We start from the raw sequence: 17,243 nt of genomic DNA on the forward strand, positions 1-17,243 counted from the left end.
CGGCAAGGCGCGCCTCACGCTTCGCCTGCATACGTCCGCATGCAGCATGAGCGCCGCCGTTCGCGGGCGACAGGGTGAATTCACTATAGGTCGTTTCGATGCGGCGGGCGATGTTATGTCTGATGGATCGGCGTTAGCCCCACCTCGACAAAGCGTTATTGGCCCGTCAGGATGATGATCGTCAGCGCCCCGAAGTGTGTGCGGGCCGGCTGACCCGAGTAACAACGGCGTTTTAGCGGCCCGTCCCCTGTGGGACGGGCTATTTTTTGTCGGCCGGAAGAAAGGACCGTTGAGAGCAATAAATACCGGCATGCGATCGGTCTCGGCATAATTTTCCACGCGGCGGTTTAGCAGCGTATGCGCATCGCCGCGCGATGCGACTGAACCGAACCTCGAGTCCAGGAACGGTCATCGAACGGTGTTACGCTGGTCGTTCCATGCGAGCGCAGCGTTGAACCGGCATGCACCGCGGGTTCGTCTCATGCTCTTTCGCGTTTATTCATCCCAACCGGCAAGGAGAATCGCGATGCATGCCCCTGTCGCCGCGCTATCGGCGCACTTTGCCGCGATGGCCCGCAACAACGCCTGGTCGAACGCGCGCCTTTATCGCGCATGCCTGACATTGTCCGACGAGGCGTTTGCCGAACGCCGCGTGAGCTTCTTTCCTTCGCTGCAACTGACCTTGAACCATATCCTGCTCGTCGACCGCTACTACTTCGACGCGCTCGTCGACGGCGGCGCAGGTCTCGCGATTTTTGCGGATGAAGTGGCCTATCCGCGCTGCGCGGACCTGTGGCCAGCGCAGCGCGAGATCGACCGTCAACTGATCGGGTTTTGCGACGCGCTCGACGATATCGCCCTGCAGCGCGACGTGCTGATCGATCGCGGGCCGGACATCGGTCTGCAGCACGAGACGGTGGGCGCGGTGCTGCCGCATCTGTTCATTCACCAGATTCATCACCGGGGCCAGGCGCACGCGATGCTCGCCGGCACCGCCGTGGCGCCGCCACAACTCGACGAGTTCTTTCTGCTTGCCGATGCACCCGCGCGCGAGCGCGAACTGGCAACGCTCAAGTAAAAACGGCGAGAACCGACGTGAAGTCGACATGAAGGGGCGACCGCACCGCAACAGGGCACAAAAAATGCGTTCGGCAACGCGGCACTCGCGTTAAACTGGCTCCAGCATTCGCTCGCGGCTTCGGCGCATGGTTTGCCGGGTCGCGCGACAGAACGGTGAAGCTCCCCGTACAATGCTTGTTCTATAACGGATGAGGAAATTTTCGATGCGCACCACCGGGTCTTCCGGGGCAATGGCCCTGCTCACCGAGTACGACGACGCGACCGGGCGCGAACTGCGCACGCTACGGCTCGAAGCGACAGAAGACGGTAAAGGCATTCTTCTCGTAGAGGTCGACGAGCGCAAACCGGGCATTCATCGCGAAGTGCGTTACGAAATTACACCCGCCGAACTGATCGCCGCCATCCGCGCGCACGGCGCGGAACTGCCGGGCGAACAGCACAACCACCGGCACGCAACCTGATCCGCGCGGCGTCGCGTTCGCGATGCCGCGTCTTGCTGCTTCTCCCGCTCCTGCCGTTCCCTCTGCCGTCGCTTCAAGCCCCGCTTCAGTTTTCTTCGCCGCAGACCGCTGTCATTTTCCCGGCCGTTTTTCTGGTAGTCTGCCGACCGTTCGAGTGTCCGTCCGAATGCCGTCCGTGAGCCTCGCGGACGGCATCCAGCCATCCGCCCGGCGCAAACGGAATGGCTGTCTGTAGCAGCCGCTTCAGCGCTGACGGGGTGTTATCCCCGTTGCTTGCACGCAGCGGAAATGCGTCCATAATTCTTAACTTACCTGACGCACTTGCGGCTTCCCACGCCGCGAAAAGTAAACCGATGCTACATGATCTCGTCGAGCAATACGGGCCGGCGATCGTCTTCGCCAATGTGCTCGCCGCATCGATCGGGCTGCCCGTGCCCGCGATGCCGTCCCTCGTGCTGTTCGGCGCGATGGCCGCCATGAATCCGGCAACCGTCGGCACGCAGCTCGTTTCGGTGCTCGTACTGGCCATCTTCGCCACGCTGATCGGAGACAGCGCGTGGTATCTCGCCGGCCGCATCTACGGCGGCAATACGCTAAAAACGCTGTGCAAGCTGTCGCTGTCGCGCGATAGCTGCGTCAAGAAGACCGAGCGCTTTTTCGGGCGGTGGGGCGTGCGCGTGCTCGCGGTCGCGAAGTTCATTCCGGGCCTGTCGATCGTCTCGATTCCGCTGGCGGGCGCAATGGGCACACCGTACCGCACCTTCCTCACATTCGACAGCATCGGCGCCGCGCTATGGGCGGGCCTTGGCCTCACGCTCGGCGCGCTGTTCGCGCAGCAGATCGACATGCTGTTCGCCGAGGCGAGCCGGCTCGGCAAGCTGACCGCGGTCGTCGTCGTCGCGTTGCTGCTGCTTTACGCCGCGTACCGCTGGACGCGCCGTCGTCAGTTGCTCAACAAGCTCGCGAAGGCGCGCATGGGTGTCGACGAGTTGTACGATCTGATGCTGAATAAAAAGTCGCCCGTGCTGTTCGACATCCGCTCGGAAGAAAAGCGCAAGCTCGATCCTTTCGTGATTCCGGGCTCGAAGTTCGCGGACGAACGGCACCTCGACGAGATCGTCGCAAACTATCAGCGTGATCAGAAGCTCGTCATCTATTGCTCGTGCCCGAACGAGGTGTCGGCGGCGTGGATGGCCAAAGCGCTGAGCGACGCCGGCTTCAAGGACGTGGTGCCGCTGCGCGGCGGCCTCGATGCGTGGCGCGACGCTGGCCGCCAGCTCGAACCGCTGGCCGACGAACCCGCGCCGCACGTCGGCGACGTCGGGATCTCGCCGAAGGCCGTGTAGCGAATCCGCGCCCCGACCACACCGATCATTCCAGATTTGATGCAACCGACTGATGCAACCGACTGATGCAAACGACGCAAGGAGCGGTCCGATGCTTGTAGCAACCCGCGATGGAGAAGGGCAAAGCAGCGAAGTCGTCGCGGAAGCGCCGTACTCGACGCTGTCGACACGGAGGCACCAGATGTTCCCCGCCCTCACGCCTACGGAAATCGAGCGTGTGCGGCGCTTCGGCGATCTCAATCACTGGCATGCGGGCGAGTACCTGTTCCGCACCGGTCATATGGGCCCCGGCATGATCGTGATGCTGTCGGGTGCGGTCCGCATCACGCAGCGCGATGGGCTCGGCCGCGAGCATCCGGTCGTCGAACACGACGGGCCGGGGCAATTTCTCGCCGAAGTCGGCCAGTTGTCGGGCAAGCCCGCGCTCGTCGACGGGATTGCGCTGAAGCCGGTCAGCGCGGTGCTGATCCCGCCCGAGCGCCTGCGCGCGCTGATCGTCGCCGAAGCCGAACTTGGCGAACGCATCATGCGCGCGCTCATTCTGCGGCGCGTGGCGCTGATCGAAAAAGGCGCGGGCGGCCCGATCCTGCTCGGCAAGAGCTACGACGCGCGACTCGTCGCGCTGCAAAGCTTCCTGTCGCGCAATGGCCACCCGCACTCGGTCATCAACGAGCGCGACGAAGAATTGCTGGGTCTGATCGAACAGTTCGGCGCGCAATCCGAAGACCTGCCGCTCGTGATCTGCCCCGACGGCCGCGTGCTGCGCCGCCCCACCGATCCGGAACTCGCCTCGTGCCTCGGTCTTCTGCCCGATCTCGACGAGAAGCATGTGTACGACGTCGCGATCGTCGGCGCGGGCCCCGCGGGCCTCGCAACGGCTGTCTATGCGGCCTCCGAAGGCTTGTCCGTGATCGTGCTCGACAGCCGCGCACCGGGCGGCCAGGCGGGCGCGAGTTCGCGCATCGAAAACTATCTCGGCTTTCCGACCGGCATCTCCGGCCAGGCGCTCGCGGGCCGCGCCTTCGTACAGGCGCAGAAGTTCGGCGCGCACGTTGCGATTCCGCTCAAGGTGAAAGCGCTGCATTGCGACGAACGGCCGCATCGGCTCGAGCTGACCTGCAATGCGGGCATCCGGCACGGCAATGTGCGCGCGCATGCCGTTGTGATCGCAAGCGGCGCCGTCTACCGGCGTCCGTCGCTCGAAGGACTCGACCGTTTCGACGGGCGCGGCATCTATTACTGGGCGTCGCCGGTCGAAGCGAAGCTGTGCAAGCACCAGGAGGTCGTCGTGGTGGGCGGCGGCAACTCGGCCGGGCAAGGCATCGTCTATCTCGCGTCGCACGCGGCGCACGTTCACGTGCTGATCCGCCGCAGCGGTTTCGAAGCGACCATGTCGCGCTACCTGATCGACCGGATCCGTTCGCTGCCGAATGTCACCGTGCATCCGCATTCGGAGATCGGCTGGCTCGATGCGGACGACAGCGGCCTGTCGACGATCGGTTTGAAGTCGCCGCTGCCGGGCGGCCAGGACCGCTTCGAATCGCGGCACCTGTTCCTGTTCACCGGCGCCGATCCGAACACCGCATGGCTGCGCACTTGCGGCGTGCAGCTCGATGCGAAGGGGTTCGTGCTGACCGGCGCGGATTCGGCGTGCGATCTCGTCACTTCAGTCGAAGGCGTGTATGCGATCGGCGATGCGCGCGCCGGATCGACGAAGCGCGTCGCGGCGGCGGTCGGCGAAGGCGCGGCGGTGGTCGCACAGATCCATCAGATGCTGGCCGTGAAGGACGGAGAGGCAGTCGCACTCGGCGCCTAAGCATCAGATAAGCGCCTAAAAAGTCGCTAATAAGCGCAGCCTCGTCACGGTCGAGCACTACCCGGGCTCGACCGCTTTTCGCCCCGCCTGCCTCATCCGGCCTGCTTCGCTCAACCCTCAGTGTTCGACCTTGGCGCGCAATTCGCGCGCCGTCTCGAGCAGGCCTTCATAGCCCGCGCGAGCGTGCTCGGGCAGGTCGGGATCGCCGACCAGGGTGCCAAGCGTCTCGATCAGGCTGTACAGAATGCCGCGTGCCGCGCTGACCGCGATATGGCCGGACTGCACCATCTCGCCGACATGCGTGACTGCCGCGTCGAGATGTTCGAGGTCGGGATGTTCGGCGCCGGGCGCGGCGCCCTCGGGCCGTTTTTCAGGAGCATCGCCAGTCATGGTGGTGTGCCGTTTCGGTTAGTCCATCGTGGATCGGAAGCATTGTTTTCGTTATATACCGATCGCGCGCAGCCGTCACGCGCGCGATCGCACGCTTGCGGGTTCGATGGGTGCGGCAGTGCCCGTAGCGGTGCTCACGGCTTCCACTGATACACGAGCACTTTCGCACGCGCGTCGTCTTCGACAAGTACGTCGTACTCGCCGTTCGAGCGCAGCGTCGCGCTGATACCGAGCTCGACATCGACCTGCCCGCTCGTGTTGCCGACCGTCGCGCCGGGCGTCATGTACCCGACTTCCTGCCCCGTGTTCGCGTCGTACACGTCGATCCGCTGCGTATAGAGCTGCGCGACGAACACATAGTTGCCCGCCGTGGCCACGCCGACCGTCGTGACCGGCGGATTCGACTGCAGGTTCCACTGCAACGGCACCACGTACCGCTGCGTCGGATGGCCCGTGGTCCAGTTGTCGTAGCGCGCGAGGATCGGCCCCGCCTCTTTCCACAACGACGAATTCCACGGACTCGCGGCCGTATAGCCCGTGATATACATGGTGTCCGTTTCGGGCACATAAAGCACACGGCCGGTGCCGGTGAAGATCGCGGGCGTCGGGAAGGTTTTCGCGGCGGCGTAGTCGTAGATCGGATTGCCGAGCGAATCGAAGCCCTGCAACGGCAGTTCGCGCACGCCCTTAGACGGTGTGCCGAACCACACGTTGCCGAGCGAATCGACCCAGATAAAACTGTTGCCGATCGTGCTCAATACCGACGGATTGCTCGTTATTTCGTTGGCGTCGATGCTGCCGTTGCCGTTCGTATCGCGCCACATCCACTCTCCGACCGCCGGCTGACCCGCCGGATACCCGCCCGCGATCGGCAGTTCCGCGAACATGCCCGACGGAATCGCGATGTTGCCATGTGCCGGGTCGAAGCGATAAACATACAGTTCGTGCGAGTACGTATCCAGCGCATAGAGGTACGGCTTGCCGCCGTTCAGGCGCCGCAACATCGGTTCGCCACGCACGAGGCGGCCGAGATGCAGTTCCGGATCGCCCGGATAGTTGAGGCGATCCACGGTGAACGCCGAGTAGGTCCACTGCTTTCCGACCGGGTTGTTCCAGTTCATCGTGAAGATTTTCGAACCGGTGTAGATGGTGTTCTCCGATGCCGGATCGAAGGTTGCGCCATCAACGAACAGCAATCCGTCGAGCTCCCACCGCAGCGCGCGCGACACGCCGGTGAACGCCTGCAGCACCGCGCCGGCGCCGACCGATGGCGAGTTCAGCTGGCGCGGCCCTTCGCTGTTCTGTCCGACATAGAGATTGCCCGCCTGATCGAAACCGAAACCGGTGATGCCGTTGTAGCTGCCGAGCTGCACCGCACCCGCGTTATGAAAGATGCCGCGCGCCGTGCCCATCGAACCGGCCGGCGTCGTCTGGCCGCTTGCGGTCTTGTTGTAGATGAGCAGTTGCTGGCTCGGTCCGTTGTCGGAGATAAACAGCTGGCCCGATGGCGCGATCGAGATATCGGTCGGCACCACGCCGGCGGCAAGCACCGGTGCGCCGGCGATCGGCGCGCCGGTCGACGAATAGTGCGCGATCGCATATTGCCCAGTCATCGCGCCGGTGATGACCCACACCGTCGAATCGGTATCGATCGCGATGCGACCGGGCGATGTCACGTTGAACGAGCGCAAGCGCTGCATGGTGTTCGCGTCATAGGCAACGACCTGATTCGCGTACTGGTCGGACACGTAGAGCGTCGTGTCGTTGGCCGCGAGGCCGCGAATGCCGGCGTCGATGCCTGTCGTCACCGTATCGACGACGAGAAAGCTGTGCTTCGTGGCATTCCCGCTGTTGGCGATACCGCCGGCAAACGGCGCGCCCTGCGCGATGTTGCTGACGAGCCGCCGCGTGATGCCGTACCACTGCTGGTTGCCCGACGGATAATCCGCGCCGACGAGCCCGTTGTTCTGATTGCCGATCGACATCGCGGCATACACATACGTGTGGTTCGACGTGATCGCTTCGCCGCCGCTCGCGCCCCAGCCGTGCGTCGCGCCGCCGACGGCAAGCCTGTCACCGTTTTTATATGCGGCGATTTCGGCGCCGCTTTCGTCCCAGCCGCAATTGACATAGACGCTGCCGTCCGGCGCGACGTTAATAGCCTGAATATCCTGCTGCATCCATTTACCGTCGCCATAACCGAAGGTATTGCCAAGCCACGACGTGGCGTAATTCAATTTTGATTGAGCACTGCAATTAATGGGGACAATGCTGCTCAATACGAGCAGCGCCGCGCCCAGATGGGATAGGGTCTTCAAGTTCTGCGTCCTTGCGGGGGGAATGACGGGGCAAATCGCAGGCGTGACACGGGATCCGGCGCATCATGCAGCGGATCAGGGTTACGCCAGGATTCGTCCGGAGAATACCTTGCCCCGCCGGCCGCAGAGCCGGCCTGAAATGATGGAAATACCGCTCTATTAGACGATTTGAAATCTGCTTTGCCGGCTTATCCTGCGAAAGCGGTATAACAATACGACCCTTTAATATATCGATTATTGCATTTGTTTTTAAAGGACTCGATTAAATTTCACGAATTATTCAAGACCTTTTATTTGAGCCGATTCGAGCCGGTCAAAGCAAACCGTCCTTGCGAAACAGAAGTCGCGGCACCACACCGAATGCGACCAGATTGCCGACCGCCACGAGCGCGAGGCCGGTCACCGCAAGCGCCGACCAGCGGTAGCCTTCGAATACCGTCAATACCGCGAGCGCGACGAACGGAAACAGCACCGTGCAATAGGCGGCGCGTTCCGGGCCGATGCGGCCGACGAGCGTCAGGTACGCGGTGAAACCGATCACCGAACCCGGCACCGCGAGATAGACGAGCGCACCCAGATACCGCGCGTCGGTCTGCGGCGCGAACGACAGGCCCGCAAGCGCGCTGCCGACGGTCAGCACTGTGGCGCCGATCAGCATGCCCCAACAGTTGGTGACAAGCGGATGCAGGCCCATCGCCTGCATTTTCGTCGATAACAGGTTACCGACCGAAAAGCACATCGTGCCCGCGAATGCGACGGCAAGGCCGAGCCATACGGCCTGTTCGCCGAAATGTCCGCTGATCTGCTGCAGCGAAAGGCAGACGATGCCGGCAAAGCCAAGCAATGCGCCGGCAATCGCCGCGGGCTGCAGCGGCCGCCCGAGAAACACGCGCCCGTTGATCGAATTGAGCAGCGGCGCAGTCGAAAACACGACGGCGACGAGGCCGCTCGGCACCGTGCGCTCCGCATAGTAAAAGCACAGAAAGTTCACGCAGAACAGCGCGAGTCCCTGCGCCACCGGATATCGCCATGCGCCACGCGGCGGCCGCAGCGGACGCCGCATCACAGCGGCCAGCGCGAACAGCACCGCCGACGCGAGCCAGAAGCGGTAAGCGATCGACACCGGCGGCGGCACGTCGCCGAGTTGCCATTTGATCGCGATCCACGTGGTGCCCCAGATGAGCACGGTAACCACATAAAGCAGCAGATTCATCAAGCGCGCCTGCATAAAAAGGGAGAATCCGACTATGCCCTCTGGTACGCCATGGCGCATGTCTGAAATTGCGCATTTTCTTCACGTGCGGACGAGCGGGCCGGCCGTGCGACTTATACTCTTCCAGATCCCAAATGAGTTCACCAGAACGAGCTGACGAAATGCGCTGACCGCTCATGCGCCGACCAATATGACCTCCGCCCCGCTCCCCGACGCTGCTGCCGCAGACCCGGTCGATCCGCCGTTCGGCGTTCATTCGATCTGCCACACGCTGGCCGTGTCCGATGCGACGCTCGATCGTTTTGCATGGCTTGGCGACAACCTCGCGATTGCCATCTGGACCCGCGAAACGAGAGAGGCCGAAACCGTCTACGAGCAGCCCGGCCATCACACGCTGTCGTGCTATCTCGACGGCGGACACCGGACCGAGCGCCAGAAGCTGCCGGGCCGCTACGGCGCGCCAAGCCGGCTTTGCGCGCTGCCCGGCGATCACGAATCGCGCTGGTGGGTGCGCGGTCATATGCATTTCGTGCATCTGTACTTCCTGCCCGAGCATTTCACGCAGCGCGCGGTTCGCGAGCTCGACCGCGAGCCGCGCGAACTGACGCTGGCCGACCGTACGTACTTCGAAGATGCGCGCATCGCGACCCTGTGCCAGTCGCTCGTGAACCACCGCTGGGACGATGCCGACGGCCGTTTGCGCGCCAACGAAACCGCTCATGAGGTGCTGTCGCTGCTGCTGCGCTCGCAGGGCGTGAGCCGCGCGAATGCGGCGCTCAAGGGCGGCCTCGCCGTGGCGACGCGCCGGCGGCTGCGCGACTATATCGATTCGCACCTCGCGCAAGCGCTCACGCTCGGCGAACTGGCGGGCGTCGCGAATCTGTCCGAGTATCATCTTTCGCGAATGTTCAGGGTTTCGTTCGGGCTGCCGCCGCACGCGTGGATCGCGCAACAGCGCATCGACCGCGCGCGTCATCTGTTGCGCGCCACCGCGCTGCCGCTCGCCGACGTCGCGACGCGCTGCGGGTATGCGAATGCAAGCCACTTCAGCCATCGCTTCCGCGAGGCTGTCGGCGCGGCGCCGATCGTTTATCGAAGCGCGTTGCGAGACGAGGAAACACGATGAAAATCCGCGAATTCGGCGTCGAACGCTGGATGGATTTATATGAGAATCGCTGCGAGCTGAACCTCGCCGAAACCTGCGTCGAATCGTTGACGGTCGGCGAATTGCTGCGCATTGCCGGCAAGGAAGAAGCGTTGCTCGCCGACATCCTGCCGATGAAACTGACCTATGGCGCGATCGACGGCAGCGATCGGCTGCGCGCGAATATCGCATCGCTGTACGATACGCAACGCGTGCCGAATGTGCTGATTACGCATGGCGCAATCAGCGCGAATGCGCTGGTGTACGAAACACTCGTCGAACCGGGCGACCACGTAATCTCGATACTGCCCACCTATCAGCAGCACTACTCGATTCCCGAGAGCTACGGCGCGCGGGTCGATATCCTGCGGTTGCGCGAAGAAAACGGCTTTCTGCCCGATCTCGACGAACTGAAGCGCATGGTAACCGCTAAAACGCGTGTGATCGCGATCAACAATCCGAACAACCCGACCGGCTCGCTGATGGACCGCGCGTTTCTCGAACGGCTCGTCGATATCGCGCGCTCATGCGGCGCGTATGTGCTCAACGACGAGGTCTATCGCGGCACCGATCAGCACGGCAACGGTTTTACGGCGTCGATTGCGGACCTCTACGAGAACGGCATCAGCACCGGCAGCATGTCGAAGACGTGGTCGCTCGCGGGGCTGCGCGTCGGCTGGATTGCGGCAGGCACCGATGTGATCGCGCGCGTGCGCACGCATCGCGACTACAACACAATCAGCGTCGGCATGATCAACGATCTGCTCGCGTCGATTGCGCTCGAAAATCGCCGTGAGCTGCTCGCACGCAATCACGGCATTCTGCGCACGAATCTCGCGCTGCTCGACCGTTGGGTGGAAGCGGAGCCGGCGCTATCGTATGTGAAACCGAAGTCCGGCACGACCGCGCTGGTGCGCGTCGACGTCGATATGAACTCGCGCGACTTCTGCGTCGCGCTCGTCGAACAGACCGGTGTGATGTTCACGCCGGGCAGCGCGCTCGATATCGAGGGTTATGTGCGGATCGGCTATGCGAATCGCACCGAGGTGCTGGAGCAGGGGCTGCCGAGAGTGTCCGGTTTTTTGAGGGACCTTGCGCGCCGTTAGGGTCGGTCCACACGCACGGCGCACACCAGCGTCAAGATCGAACTTACGTCGTATGATCTTTCCTGCGCAGCGCCTCCGGCAAGCCGAACATCAGAATCGCCGCGCAGACAAGGCTCATGCAGCCGATCACATACAGCGCCGGCGTCGTGCTGCCGGTCACGTCGCGAATCCGGCCGACCATCACCGGGCTTACGATACCGCCCAACTGGCCGAGCGTGTTGATCAGCGCAAGGCCGCCCGCGGCGCCCGCGCCGCTCACGAGCTTCGGCGGCAAGGCCCAGAACGCCGGAATCGAAGCGACGACGCCGCCGCCCATCACCGCGAGCGCGATCACGAGAAACACGGTCTGTTTGTCGAAGATGCCCGCGGCAAAGAAGCCGGCCGTCGCCATCAGCAACAGGCCCGCCACGAACTTGCGGCGCTCGCCGGTCGCGTCGGATATGCGTCCGACGATCACCATGCACAACGCGCCGCAAATGTAGGGAATCGCAGTCAACAGACCGATGATGGTCGGATTGTGCGTGCCGGCGCTGCGAATCAGTTGCGGCGCCCAGAAGTTAAGCCCGTATGACGCGATCTGAATCAGGAAGTACACGAGGCCGAGCGTCAGAAAGCCCGGCGTGCGGATCGCCTCGCCGAACGACTGGCTGTGATGCTTCTGCTGCGTTTGACCTTCGATCTGGCTCGACAGGTAGAGCTTTTCCTGCGGCGTGAGCCAGCTCGCATCTTCAACGCGGTCCTTCAGCACTTTCAGCACGAGCAGCCCCAGCACGATGCAGGGCAGGCCGCCAAGCAGGAACAGCCAGTGCCAGCCGCGAATGCCGAATACGCCATCCATATTGCCAAGCACAAGGCCCGACAGCGGCGCGCCGAACAGGCCGGAAAACGCGGACGCGAGAAACAGCAGCGACGTGATACGGCCACGGAAGCTCGCCGGGAACCACAGCGTCAGGTAGTAGAGCACGCCGGGCGCGAAGCCCGCTTCCATCGCGCCGATCACAAAGCGCAAACCGTAAAACTGCCATTCGGTATGCACGAACACCATGGCCGCCGTCGCGAGGCCCCACGAAATCATGATGCGTGCAATCCAGCGTCGCGCGCCGACCTTGAAGAGCAGCATGTTGCTTGGCACTTCGAAGATCACGTAGCCCACGACAAACAGGCTCGCACCGAGACCATACGCGGTATTCGAAAAGCCGAGATCGCTTTGCAGCTGGAACTTCGCAAAACTGATGTTGATCCGGTCGAAGAAGGCGAACAGATAACAGATCATGATGAGCGGCATGAGCCGCCATGCGACCTTGCGGATCAGCTGCGCTGCGTCTTCAATGCTCGTTGTCGGTTTGTCTGCTGCGACTACGCCCAGATCACTCATTTTTGCGTCTCCATGCCGGATTCGGCTTGCGCCTTCCGGTCGTCGGTGTTGTTTGTGGACGGTGTTTCGTTCAGGTTGTCAGGGGTTCGAACGGCCACTGCCGTTCGCGATTCGCCAAGACTCGCCACGCTCACATGCAGACGATGCCGTCCGGCACCGGGTGCAAATCCTTATTGCGGCCGGCCTTGGCGATCTGTCCCGACGTTTCGTGGCCGAGCAGCGCGGGCAGCGCGCGCGACAGCGTGATGAGCTTGTCGAGATCGATGCCGTGCGGAATGCCGACTTCCTCGCACATATTCACGAGGTCTTCGGTGCAGATGTTGCCCGATGCACCCGGCGCGAACGGGCAGCCGCCGAGGCCGCCAAGCGACGCGTCGAAGCGGCGCGCGCCGACTTCGTAAGCGGCCATCACGTTCACAAGACCGAGGCCGCGCGTGTTATGGAAATGCAGCGTCAGCGCGCTGGCCGGCATGCGCTCGAGCGCGCGTTTGACGATGCGCGCAACCTGGCGCGGATTCGCCATGCCGGTCGTGTCCGCGAGCGTGATGCCCTGAAAACCGAGCGCGAGATACCGGTCGACGATCGACATCACGAGGTCTTCGTCGATCTTGCCTTCGAACGGGCAACCGAACGTCGTCGCAACCGTGCCGTTCAGCGAGGCCTGCGCGCCGCGCGTGAACTCGACGATGTCCGCGAATCCGGCGAGCGACTGGTCGCGCGTCATCCGCATGTTGGCGAGGTTGTGCGTCTGGCTCGCCGACATCACGAGGTTCAGCTCGTTTGCGCGCGATTCGAGCGCGCGTTCCGCGCCGCGCCGGTTCGGGATCAGCGCGACATAAATCACATCGGGATTGCGGCGGATCTGATGAAACACGGCCTCGCCGTCGCGCAGCGCGGGAATCGCTTTCGGCGAGACGAACGAGCCTGCTTCGATGCGCGAGAAACCGGCCGTGGACAGCGCATCGATCAACGCAACCTTGTCGGGCGTATCGACCCATGTCTTTTCGATTTGCAGCCCGTCGCGCGGGGCGACTTCCTGCACGATCAACGTGTCGTATTCGATGTCGAAGTTCATTGCACTGCTCCTTCGTGACGAAGCCGCTCGATGTCGGCAGGCGCATAGCCGAGCGCGGCAAGCACGTCGTCCGTATGCTCGCCGAGCGCCGGACCGCTCCAGCGCACTTCGCCCGGCGTTTCGGACAGCTTCGGCACGATGCCCGGCATCTTCACCGATGCGCCGCCCGGCAATTGCGCCTGCAACAACATCTCGCGAGCCTGATAGTGCGGATCGCTAACGATGTCCGCGACCGAGTAGATGCGGCCCGCCGGCACTTCGGCGCGCTCGAGCGCGGCCATCACATCTTCGGTCGAATGATGCGACGTCCACGCGGTAATCGCCGCATCGAGCATCGCGCTTTGCGCGGCACGACCGTCGTTGCGCGCGAGCGCGGGATCGTCGGCGAGGTCGGGCCGGCCGATCACCTGCATGAGCCGCTTGAAGATCGGATCGCTATTGCCGGCGATCACGACGTAGGCGTTGTCTTCGGTGCGATACGTGTTCGACGGCGCAATGCCCGGCAGCGCGCCGCCGCTGCGCTCGCGCACGTGGCCGAGCAGGTCGTACTCGGGCACGAGGCTTTCCATCAGGTTGAACACGCTCTCGACCAGCGATACGTCGACCACCTGGCCTTCGCCCTGGCCCGTCTTCACGCGCAGCACCGACATCAGCGCGCCAATCACGCCGTGCAGCGACGCGAGCGAATCGCCGAGGCTGATACCGACACGCGCCGGTGCGCCGTCCGGTTCGCCGGTCGTGTAGCGGATGCCGCCCATCGATTCGCCGATCGCACCGAAGCCAGGCCGGTCGCGATACGGGCCGGTCTGTCCGTAACCGGATATACGGACCATCGTCAGTTTCGGGTTGATTGCGTGCAAGGTGTCCCAGCCGAGGCCCAGTTTTTCGAGCGCACCGGGGCGGAGATTTTCAACGAGGATGTCGGCGTCGGCAACGAGCCGCTTGACGATGTCGGCGCCATCGGCCGACTTCAGATTGACGCAGATCGATTTCTTGTTGCGGGACTGGAGGTACCACCAGAGCGACGTTCCCTCATGCAGCTTACGCCATTTGCGAAGGGGGTCTCCGCCGTCGGGGGCTTCGATCTTGATCACTTCGGCGCCGAATTCCGCGAGAAGCCGTGCGGCGAACGGTGCGGCGATCAATGTGCCGATCTCGACGACGCGGATACCCGAAAGAGGGCCACTCATGAGGCTGTCTCCTAATGCTTGAAGGCGTTGGAAGACAGCTTAGAAGCCGCGCCAATACAGCGTCCAACCTCAATTTACCAATGACCTTTCGCGATTCGCGAAAGGTCATTTTGCCGCTCGTTTCAGCGAAAATTGATTATTTCGCAGTGCATCAAGCCGCCGTTTCCACCGCCCGCAGATGGTCGAAAAGCAGCCGCCCGACCGGCGAAAGCGCACCGGCATCGCGCACGACAATGACCAGATTACGTTCGGCCCATTCGTCTTCGAGCTTGACGGCGACGAGGCCGAGCGGCCGCCCCATGATCTGAAAGACGTTCGAGGGCAGCACGCCCACGCCCATATCGGCCTGCACCATCCGGCATACCGCGTCGAAGCCCGGCACGTGAATGCGCAGCCTGAGCGGCTTGCCGGCCTGGCGGGCGGCCATATGCGTGCGCGCATTGATCGAGCTTGCCGAATGAAGGCCGACGTGATCGCTATCGAGCGTTTCCGCGAACGTCACGCGCTCTCGGCCCGCCAGCGGATGGTCTTCGCGCATCACGACGACAAGCGAATCGTGCCGGTAGTGCGTGGCCTGCAGACCGCGCGTATCGGCTTCGCCCGAACAGATGCCGAGGTCCGCGAGGCTATCGGCGACGGCTTCGACGACGCCGCCGCTCGGCCGCTCTTCGAGATCGATCTTGATCTGCTCGTTGACCGCGAGAAAGCCGCGCAAGTCTTCCGGCAGGAATTCGACGATCGCCGACAGATTGGCCATCATGCGCACATAACCGCGCACACCGGTCGCATGACCCGCGAGCTCGATGCCGATATTCTCGACGTCCCGCATCACGCGCCGCGCGTGATGCAGCAGCGTTTCGCCGGCCGCTGTCAGCGTCATGCCGCGCGCGGTACGCTGAAACAGCGTCGCACCGACTGCCTGTTCGAGTTCAAGCAGCCGCTTGCTGGCAGCCGAAATCGCGATCGCTTCGCGTTCGGCCGCACGCGTCAACGTGCCTTCTTCGTAAACGGCGATGAATAATTGAAGCGTCGTGAGATCGAGTCGTCTCAGCAGGTTCTTTAAAACCATAGGTCGGGGTGCATAAGAGCGGGAAGTGGGAGCCGGTCCGTATTTTGCCGCGATGCGGCGCACGGTGCTGGCGAATCGGGCAAAACATGTTATGAATGGCGTTTTTCCGCGCTGCACACTGGAATTGCCACGGTTTTGCTTCGCGCAGCCGCCCTGCGCTTCGGCTTGCACTTTGCCTCGGTCTGACCGACATTCAGCGCGTCGAGCCTTTGCAAAAGGTCGCTCGGGCGCCGCTATCGTTCACTTCCCGCGAACCCTGCTTCAAGCACCTTCGTCATCGAGCTGCCGGATTCAATCGATCGCGCACAACGAGATCGGATCGCTCGCCGGAAATGTGTCCATCAATGCCTGATCGATGAGCCAGTCGTCATGCTCGCTCGCGCTCTGTTTCCTGACAGGAAACGAATCTTCGCCAGATTCGAAAACGGGTTTGATATGCTGTTCCATCGTGCGCTCCTCAAAAGCATGAAAGGGGGTGACGTCACGTTCAGTATTGGCGCGCAGCGCGTTGCCCACAATCGCCGTGCACCGTTGAACGCTGCCAGACATACAGCGTCCTCTGCCACGCGTAGCGGACGATCATTCGAGGAGAACAATGCATGCCGAGCGTCGCGATCGCGATTTTTCCGGGCGTACAGGCACTCGACGTCGCCGGGCCGGTCGACGTTTTTGCAGAAGCGAACGGCTTTATCGACCGCGCGGAGCACTACGCGGTAACGCTGGTCGCCGCGGACGCCGGCGCGATGCGCGCGTCGAACGGCATGTCGCTGACGGCTGACGCGACCTTCGAAGAAGAGCGGCGCAGCTTCGATCTCGCACTCGTCGCGGGCGGCCCGGCACTGCCCGAGGCCACACCCGACGCGCGCCTGCTCGAGTGGCTACGTTATGCGTCGGAACGCTGCGGACGTTATGGCTCGATCTGCACCGGCGCATTCGCGCTCGGCCACGCGGGCCTGCTCGACGAACGCAACGTCACGACACACTGGCAACATGCGGCGCAACTCGCCGCACAGTTTCCGCGCGCGAATGTCGACTTCGACCGTATTTATCTGCGCGACGAACGTCTCGTCACATCGGCGGGCGTCACTGCGGGTATCGATCTCTCGCTCGCCCTCGTGGCCGAAGATCATGGGCCGCAAGTCGCGCTCGCGGTCGCGAAACGGCTCGTGGTGTTCTCGCAGCGCCAGGGCGGACAGTCGCAGTTCAGCCCCTATCTGACCGCGCCGGCCGACGAGACTTCGCCGGTGGCGAAAGTGCAGGCGCATGTGATGGCGCATATCAGCGAGAGCTTTACGGTGAAGCAGCTCGCCGATGTAGCGGGTATGAGCGCACGTAATTTCGCGCGCGTGTTCGTGCAGGAGACTCACGTCACGCCGCATGAGTTCATCGAGCGCGCACGTATGGATGCCGCGCGCAAAATGCTCGAAAGCACCAGCCTGGCGCTGAAGACGATCGCCTACGACTGCGGCTTCGGCACGGCCGACCGCATGCGAATCGTGTTCACAAAGCGCATTGGCGCAACGCCGATGCAGTATCGCGAACGCTTCAAGAACACCTAGCGTAACGCGCCATGGGCCGCGCGCATGACGCGGCCGCGGCCGCGCGCGCTGCCGAATCCTCAACATCCCGTGAGAAAATGGAACTGGCACTCATAGCCGCC

At 63.1% G+C, this 17,243-nt stretch carries 15 protein-coding genes; 7 read left to right on the forward strand and 8 right to left on the reverse strand.

What is annotated here, in order from left to right:
* Nucleotides 1–526: 526 nt before the first annotated feature.
* The 4 genes from ACYPXD_RS19080 (at nt 527) to ACYPXD_RS19095 (ending at nt 4,703) form a co-directional block, all read left to right on the forward strand.
* The gene (locus ACYPXD_RS19080; RefSeq protein ID WP_459714511.1) at nt 527–1,078 is read left to right on the forward strand and encodes a DinB family protein; all 552 of its coding nucleotides are present in this window, start codon (nt 527–529) and stop codon (nt 1,076–1,078) included.
* Between the two features lie 205 nt (nt 1,079–1,283).
* On the forward strand, nt 1,284–1,541 hold the full coding sequence (locus ACYPXD_RS19085) for a hypothetical protein (RefSeq protein ID WP_459714513.1): 258 nt from the start codon (nt 1,284–1,286) through the stop codon (nt 1,539–1,541).
* 353 nt (nt 1,542–1,894) lie between these two features.
* The gene (locus ACYPXD_RS19090; RefSeq protein ID WP_459714515.1) at nt 1,895–2,887 is read left to right on the forward strand and encodes a DedA family protein/thiosulfate sulfurtransferase GlpE; all 993 of its coding nucleotides are present in this window, start codon (nt 1,895–1,897) and stop codon (nt 2,885–2,887) included.
* A 91-nt stretch (nt 2,888–2,978) separates the two neighbouring features.
* Nucleotides 2,979–4,703, forward strand: a complete 1,725-nt coding sequence (locus ACYPXD_RS19095) for an FAD-dependent oxidoreductase (RefSeq protein ID WP_459714517.1) — start codon at nt 2,979–2,981, stop codon at nt 4,701–4,703.
* Nucleotides 4,704–4,820: 117 nt separating this feature from the next.
* On the opposite strand, the gene ACYPXD_RS19100 is transcribed toward ACYPXD_RS19095, so the two are convergent.
* The 3 genes from ACYPXD_RS19100 to ACYPXD_RS19110 form a co-directional block, all read right to left on the reverse strand.
* A complete protein-coding gene (locus ACYPXD_RS19100) occupies nt 4,821–5,093 on the reverse strand; it encodes a hypothetical protein (protein WP_459714519.1) in 273 nt (90 codons plus the stop codon).
* A gap of 134 nt (nt 5,094–5,227) precedes the next feature.
* Nucleotides 5,228–7,411: an NHL repeat-containing protein gene (locus ACYPXD_RS19105; protein WP_459714521.1), complete on the reverse strand. Its 2,184-nt coding sequence runs from the start codon at nt 7,409–7,411 to the stop codon at nt 5,228–5,230.
* A gap of 313 nt (nt 7,412–7,724) precedes the next feature.
* Nucleotides 7,725–8,624, reverse strand: coding sequence for a DMT family transporter (locus tag ACYPXD_RS19110; protein ID WP_459714523.1), 900 nt, complete (start codon nt 8,622–8,624; stop codon nt 7,725–7,727).
* 190 nt (nt 8,625–8,814) lie between these two features.
* Here ACYPXD_RS19110 and ACYPXD_RS19115 point away from each other — a divergent pair, with 190 nt between their 5' ends.
* The gene (locus tag ACYPXD_RS19115) at nt 8,815–9,750 is read left to right on the forward strand and encodes a helix-turn-helix domain-containing protein (protein WP_459714525.1); all 936 of its coding nucleotides are present in this window, start codon (nt 8,815–8,817) and stop codon (nt 9,748–9,750) included.
* Nucleotides 9,747–10,874 (forward strand): aminotransferase, encoded by a 1,128-nt coding sequence (locus tag ACYPXD_RS19120; RefSeq protein ID WP_459714528.1) that lies wholly within the window; start codon nt 9,747–9,749, stop codon nt 10,872–10,874. The genes ACYPXD_RS19115 and ACYPXD_RS19120 overlap by 4 nt, the downstream gene beginning before the upstream one ends.
* 43 nt (nt 10,875–10,917) lie before the next feature.
* Here ACYPXD_RS19120 and ACYPXD_RS19125 read toward each other — a convergent pair whose 3' ends face one another.
* The 5 genes from ACYPXD_RS19125 to ACYPXD_RS19145 all read right to left on the reverse strand — a co-directional run bounded on the left by ACYPXD_RS19125 (nt 10,918) and on the right by ACYPXD_RS19145 (nt 16,132).
* Nucleotides 10,918–12,249, reverse strand: coding sequence for an MFS transporter (locus ACYPXD_RS19125; protein WP_459714530.1), 1,332 nt, complete (start codon nt 12,247–12,249; stop codon nt 10,918–10,920).
* A 130-nt stretch (nt 12,250–12,379) separates the two neighbouring features.
* Nucleotides 12,380–13,324 (reverse strand): hydroxymethylglutaryl-CoA lyase, encoded by a 945-nt coding sequence (locus ACYPXD_RS19130; RefSeq protein ID WP_459714532.1) that lies wholly within the window; start codon nt 13,322–13,324, stop codon nt 12,380–12,382.
* Entirely contained in the window at nt 13,321–14,514 is a 1,194-nt protein-coding gene (locus ACYPXD_RS19135) for a CaiB/BaiF CoA transferase family protein (RefSeq protein WP_459714535.1), read from the reverse strand. Before ACYPXD_RS19135 ends, ACYPXD_RS19130 begins: the two co-directional genes overlap by 4 nt.
* A gap of 151 nt (nt 14,515–14,665) precedes the next feature.
* A complete protein-coding gene (locus ACYPXD_RS19140) occupies nt 14,666–15,583 on the reverse strand; it encodes a LysR family transcriptional regulator (protein WP_459714537.1) in 918 nt (305 codons plus the stop codon).
* A gap of 291 nt (nt 15,584–15,874) precedes the next feature.
* Entirely contained in the window at nt 15,875–16,132 is a 258-nt protein-coding gene (locus tag ACYPXD_RS19145; RefSeq protein WP_459714539.1) for a hypothetical protein, read from the reverse strand.
* Between the two features lie 50 nt (nt 16,133–16,182).
* Between ACYPXD_RS19145 and ACYPXD_RS19150 the strand changes: the two genes are divergently transcribed.
* Nucleotides 16,183–17,142, forward strand: coding sequence for a GlxA family transcriptional regulator (locus ACYPXD_RS19150; protein ID WP_459714541.1), 960 nt, complete (start codon nt 16,183–16,185; stop codon nt 17,140–17,142).
* The last annotated feature ends 101 nt before the right edge of the window (nt 17,143–17,243 follow it).

This window comes from Paraburkholderia sp. 2C, assembly GCF_054589215.1.

What these genes read in the sequence shown, in the direction of transcription:
- ACYPXD_RS19135 (WP_459714535.1), bottom strand. Translation starts at nt 14,514, where the DNA reads ATGAGTGGCCCTCTTTCGGGTATCCGCGTCGTCGAGATCGGCACATTG.
- ACYPXD_RS19090 (WP_459714515.1), top strand. Translation starts at nt 1,895, where the DNA reads ATGCTACATGATCTCGTCGAGCAATACGGGCCGGCGATCGTCTTCGCC.
- ACYPXD_RS19095 (WP_459714517.1), top strand. Translation starts at nt 2,979, where the DNA reads ATGCTTGTAGCAACCCGCGATGGAGAAGGGCAAAGCAGCGAAGTCGTC.
- ACYPXD_RS19130 (WP_459714532.1), bottom strand. Translation starts at nt 13,324, where the DNA reads ATGAACTTCGACATCGAATACGACACGTTGATCGTGCAGGAAGTCGCC.
- ACYPXD_RS19150 (WP_459714541.1), top strand. Translation starts at nt 16,183, where the DNA reads ATGCCGAGCGTCGCGATCGCGATTTTTCCGGGCGTACAGGCACTCGAC.
- ACYPXD_RS19085 (WP_459714513.1), top strand. Translation starts at nt 1,284, where the DNA reads ATGCGCACCACCGGGTCTTCCGGGGCAATGGCCCTGCTCACCGAGTAC.
- ACYPXD_RS19100 (WP_459714519.1), bottom strand. Translation starts at nt 5,093, where the DNA reads ATGACTGGCGATGCTCCTGAAAAACGGCCCGAGGGCGCCGCGCCCGGC.
- ACYPXD_RS19140 (WP_459714537.1), bottom strand. Translation starts at nt 15,583, where the DNA reads ATGGTTTTAAAGAACCTGCTGAGACGACTCGATCTCACGACGCTTCAA.
- ACYPXD_RS19110 (WP_459714523.1), bottom strand. Translation starts at nt 8,624, where the DNA reads ATGAATCTGCTGCTTTATGTGGTTACCGTGCTCATCTGGGGCACCACG.
- ACYPXD_RS19125 (WP_459714530.1), bottom strand. Translation starts at nt 12,249, where the DNA reads ATGAGTGATCTGGGCGTAGTCGCAGCAGACAAACCGACAACGAGCATT.
- ACYPXD_RS19145 (WP_459714539.1), bottom strand. Translation starts at nt 16,132, where the DNA reads ATGTCTGGCAGCGTTCAACGGTGCACGGCGATTGTGGGCAACGCGCTG.
- ACYPXD_RS19120 (WP_459714528.1), top strand. Translation starts at nt 9,747, where the DNA reads ATGAAAATCCGCGAATTCGGCGTCGAACGCTGGATGGATTTATATGAG.
- ACYPXD_RS19080 (WP_459714511.1), top strand. Translation starts at nt 527, where the DNA reads ATGCATGCCCCTGTCGCCGCGCTATCGGCGCACTTTGCCGCGATGGCC.
- ACYPXD_RS19115 (WP_459714525.1), top strand. Translation starts at nt 8,815, where the DNA reads ATGACCTCCGCCCCGCTCCCCGACGCTGCTGCCGCAGACCCGGTCGAT.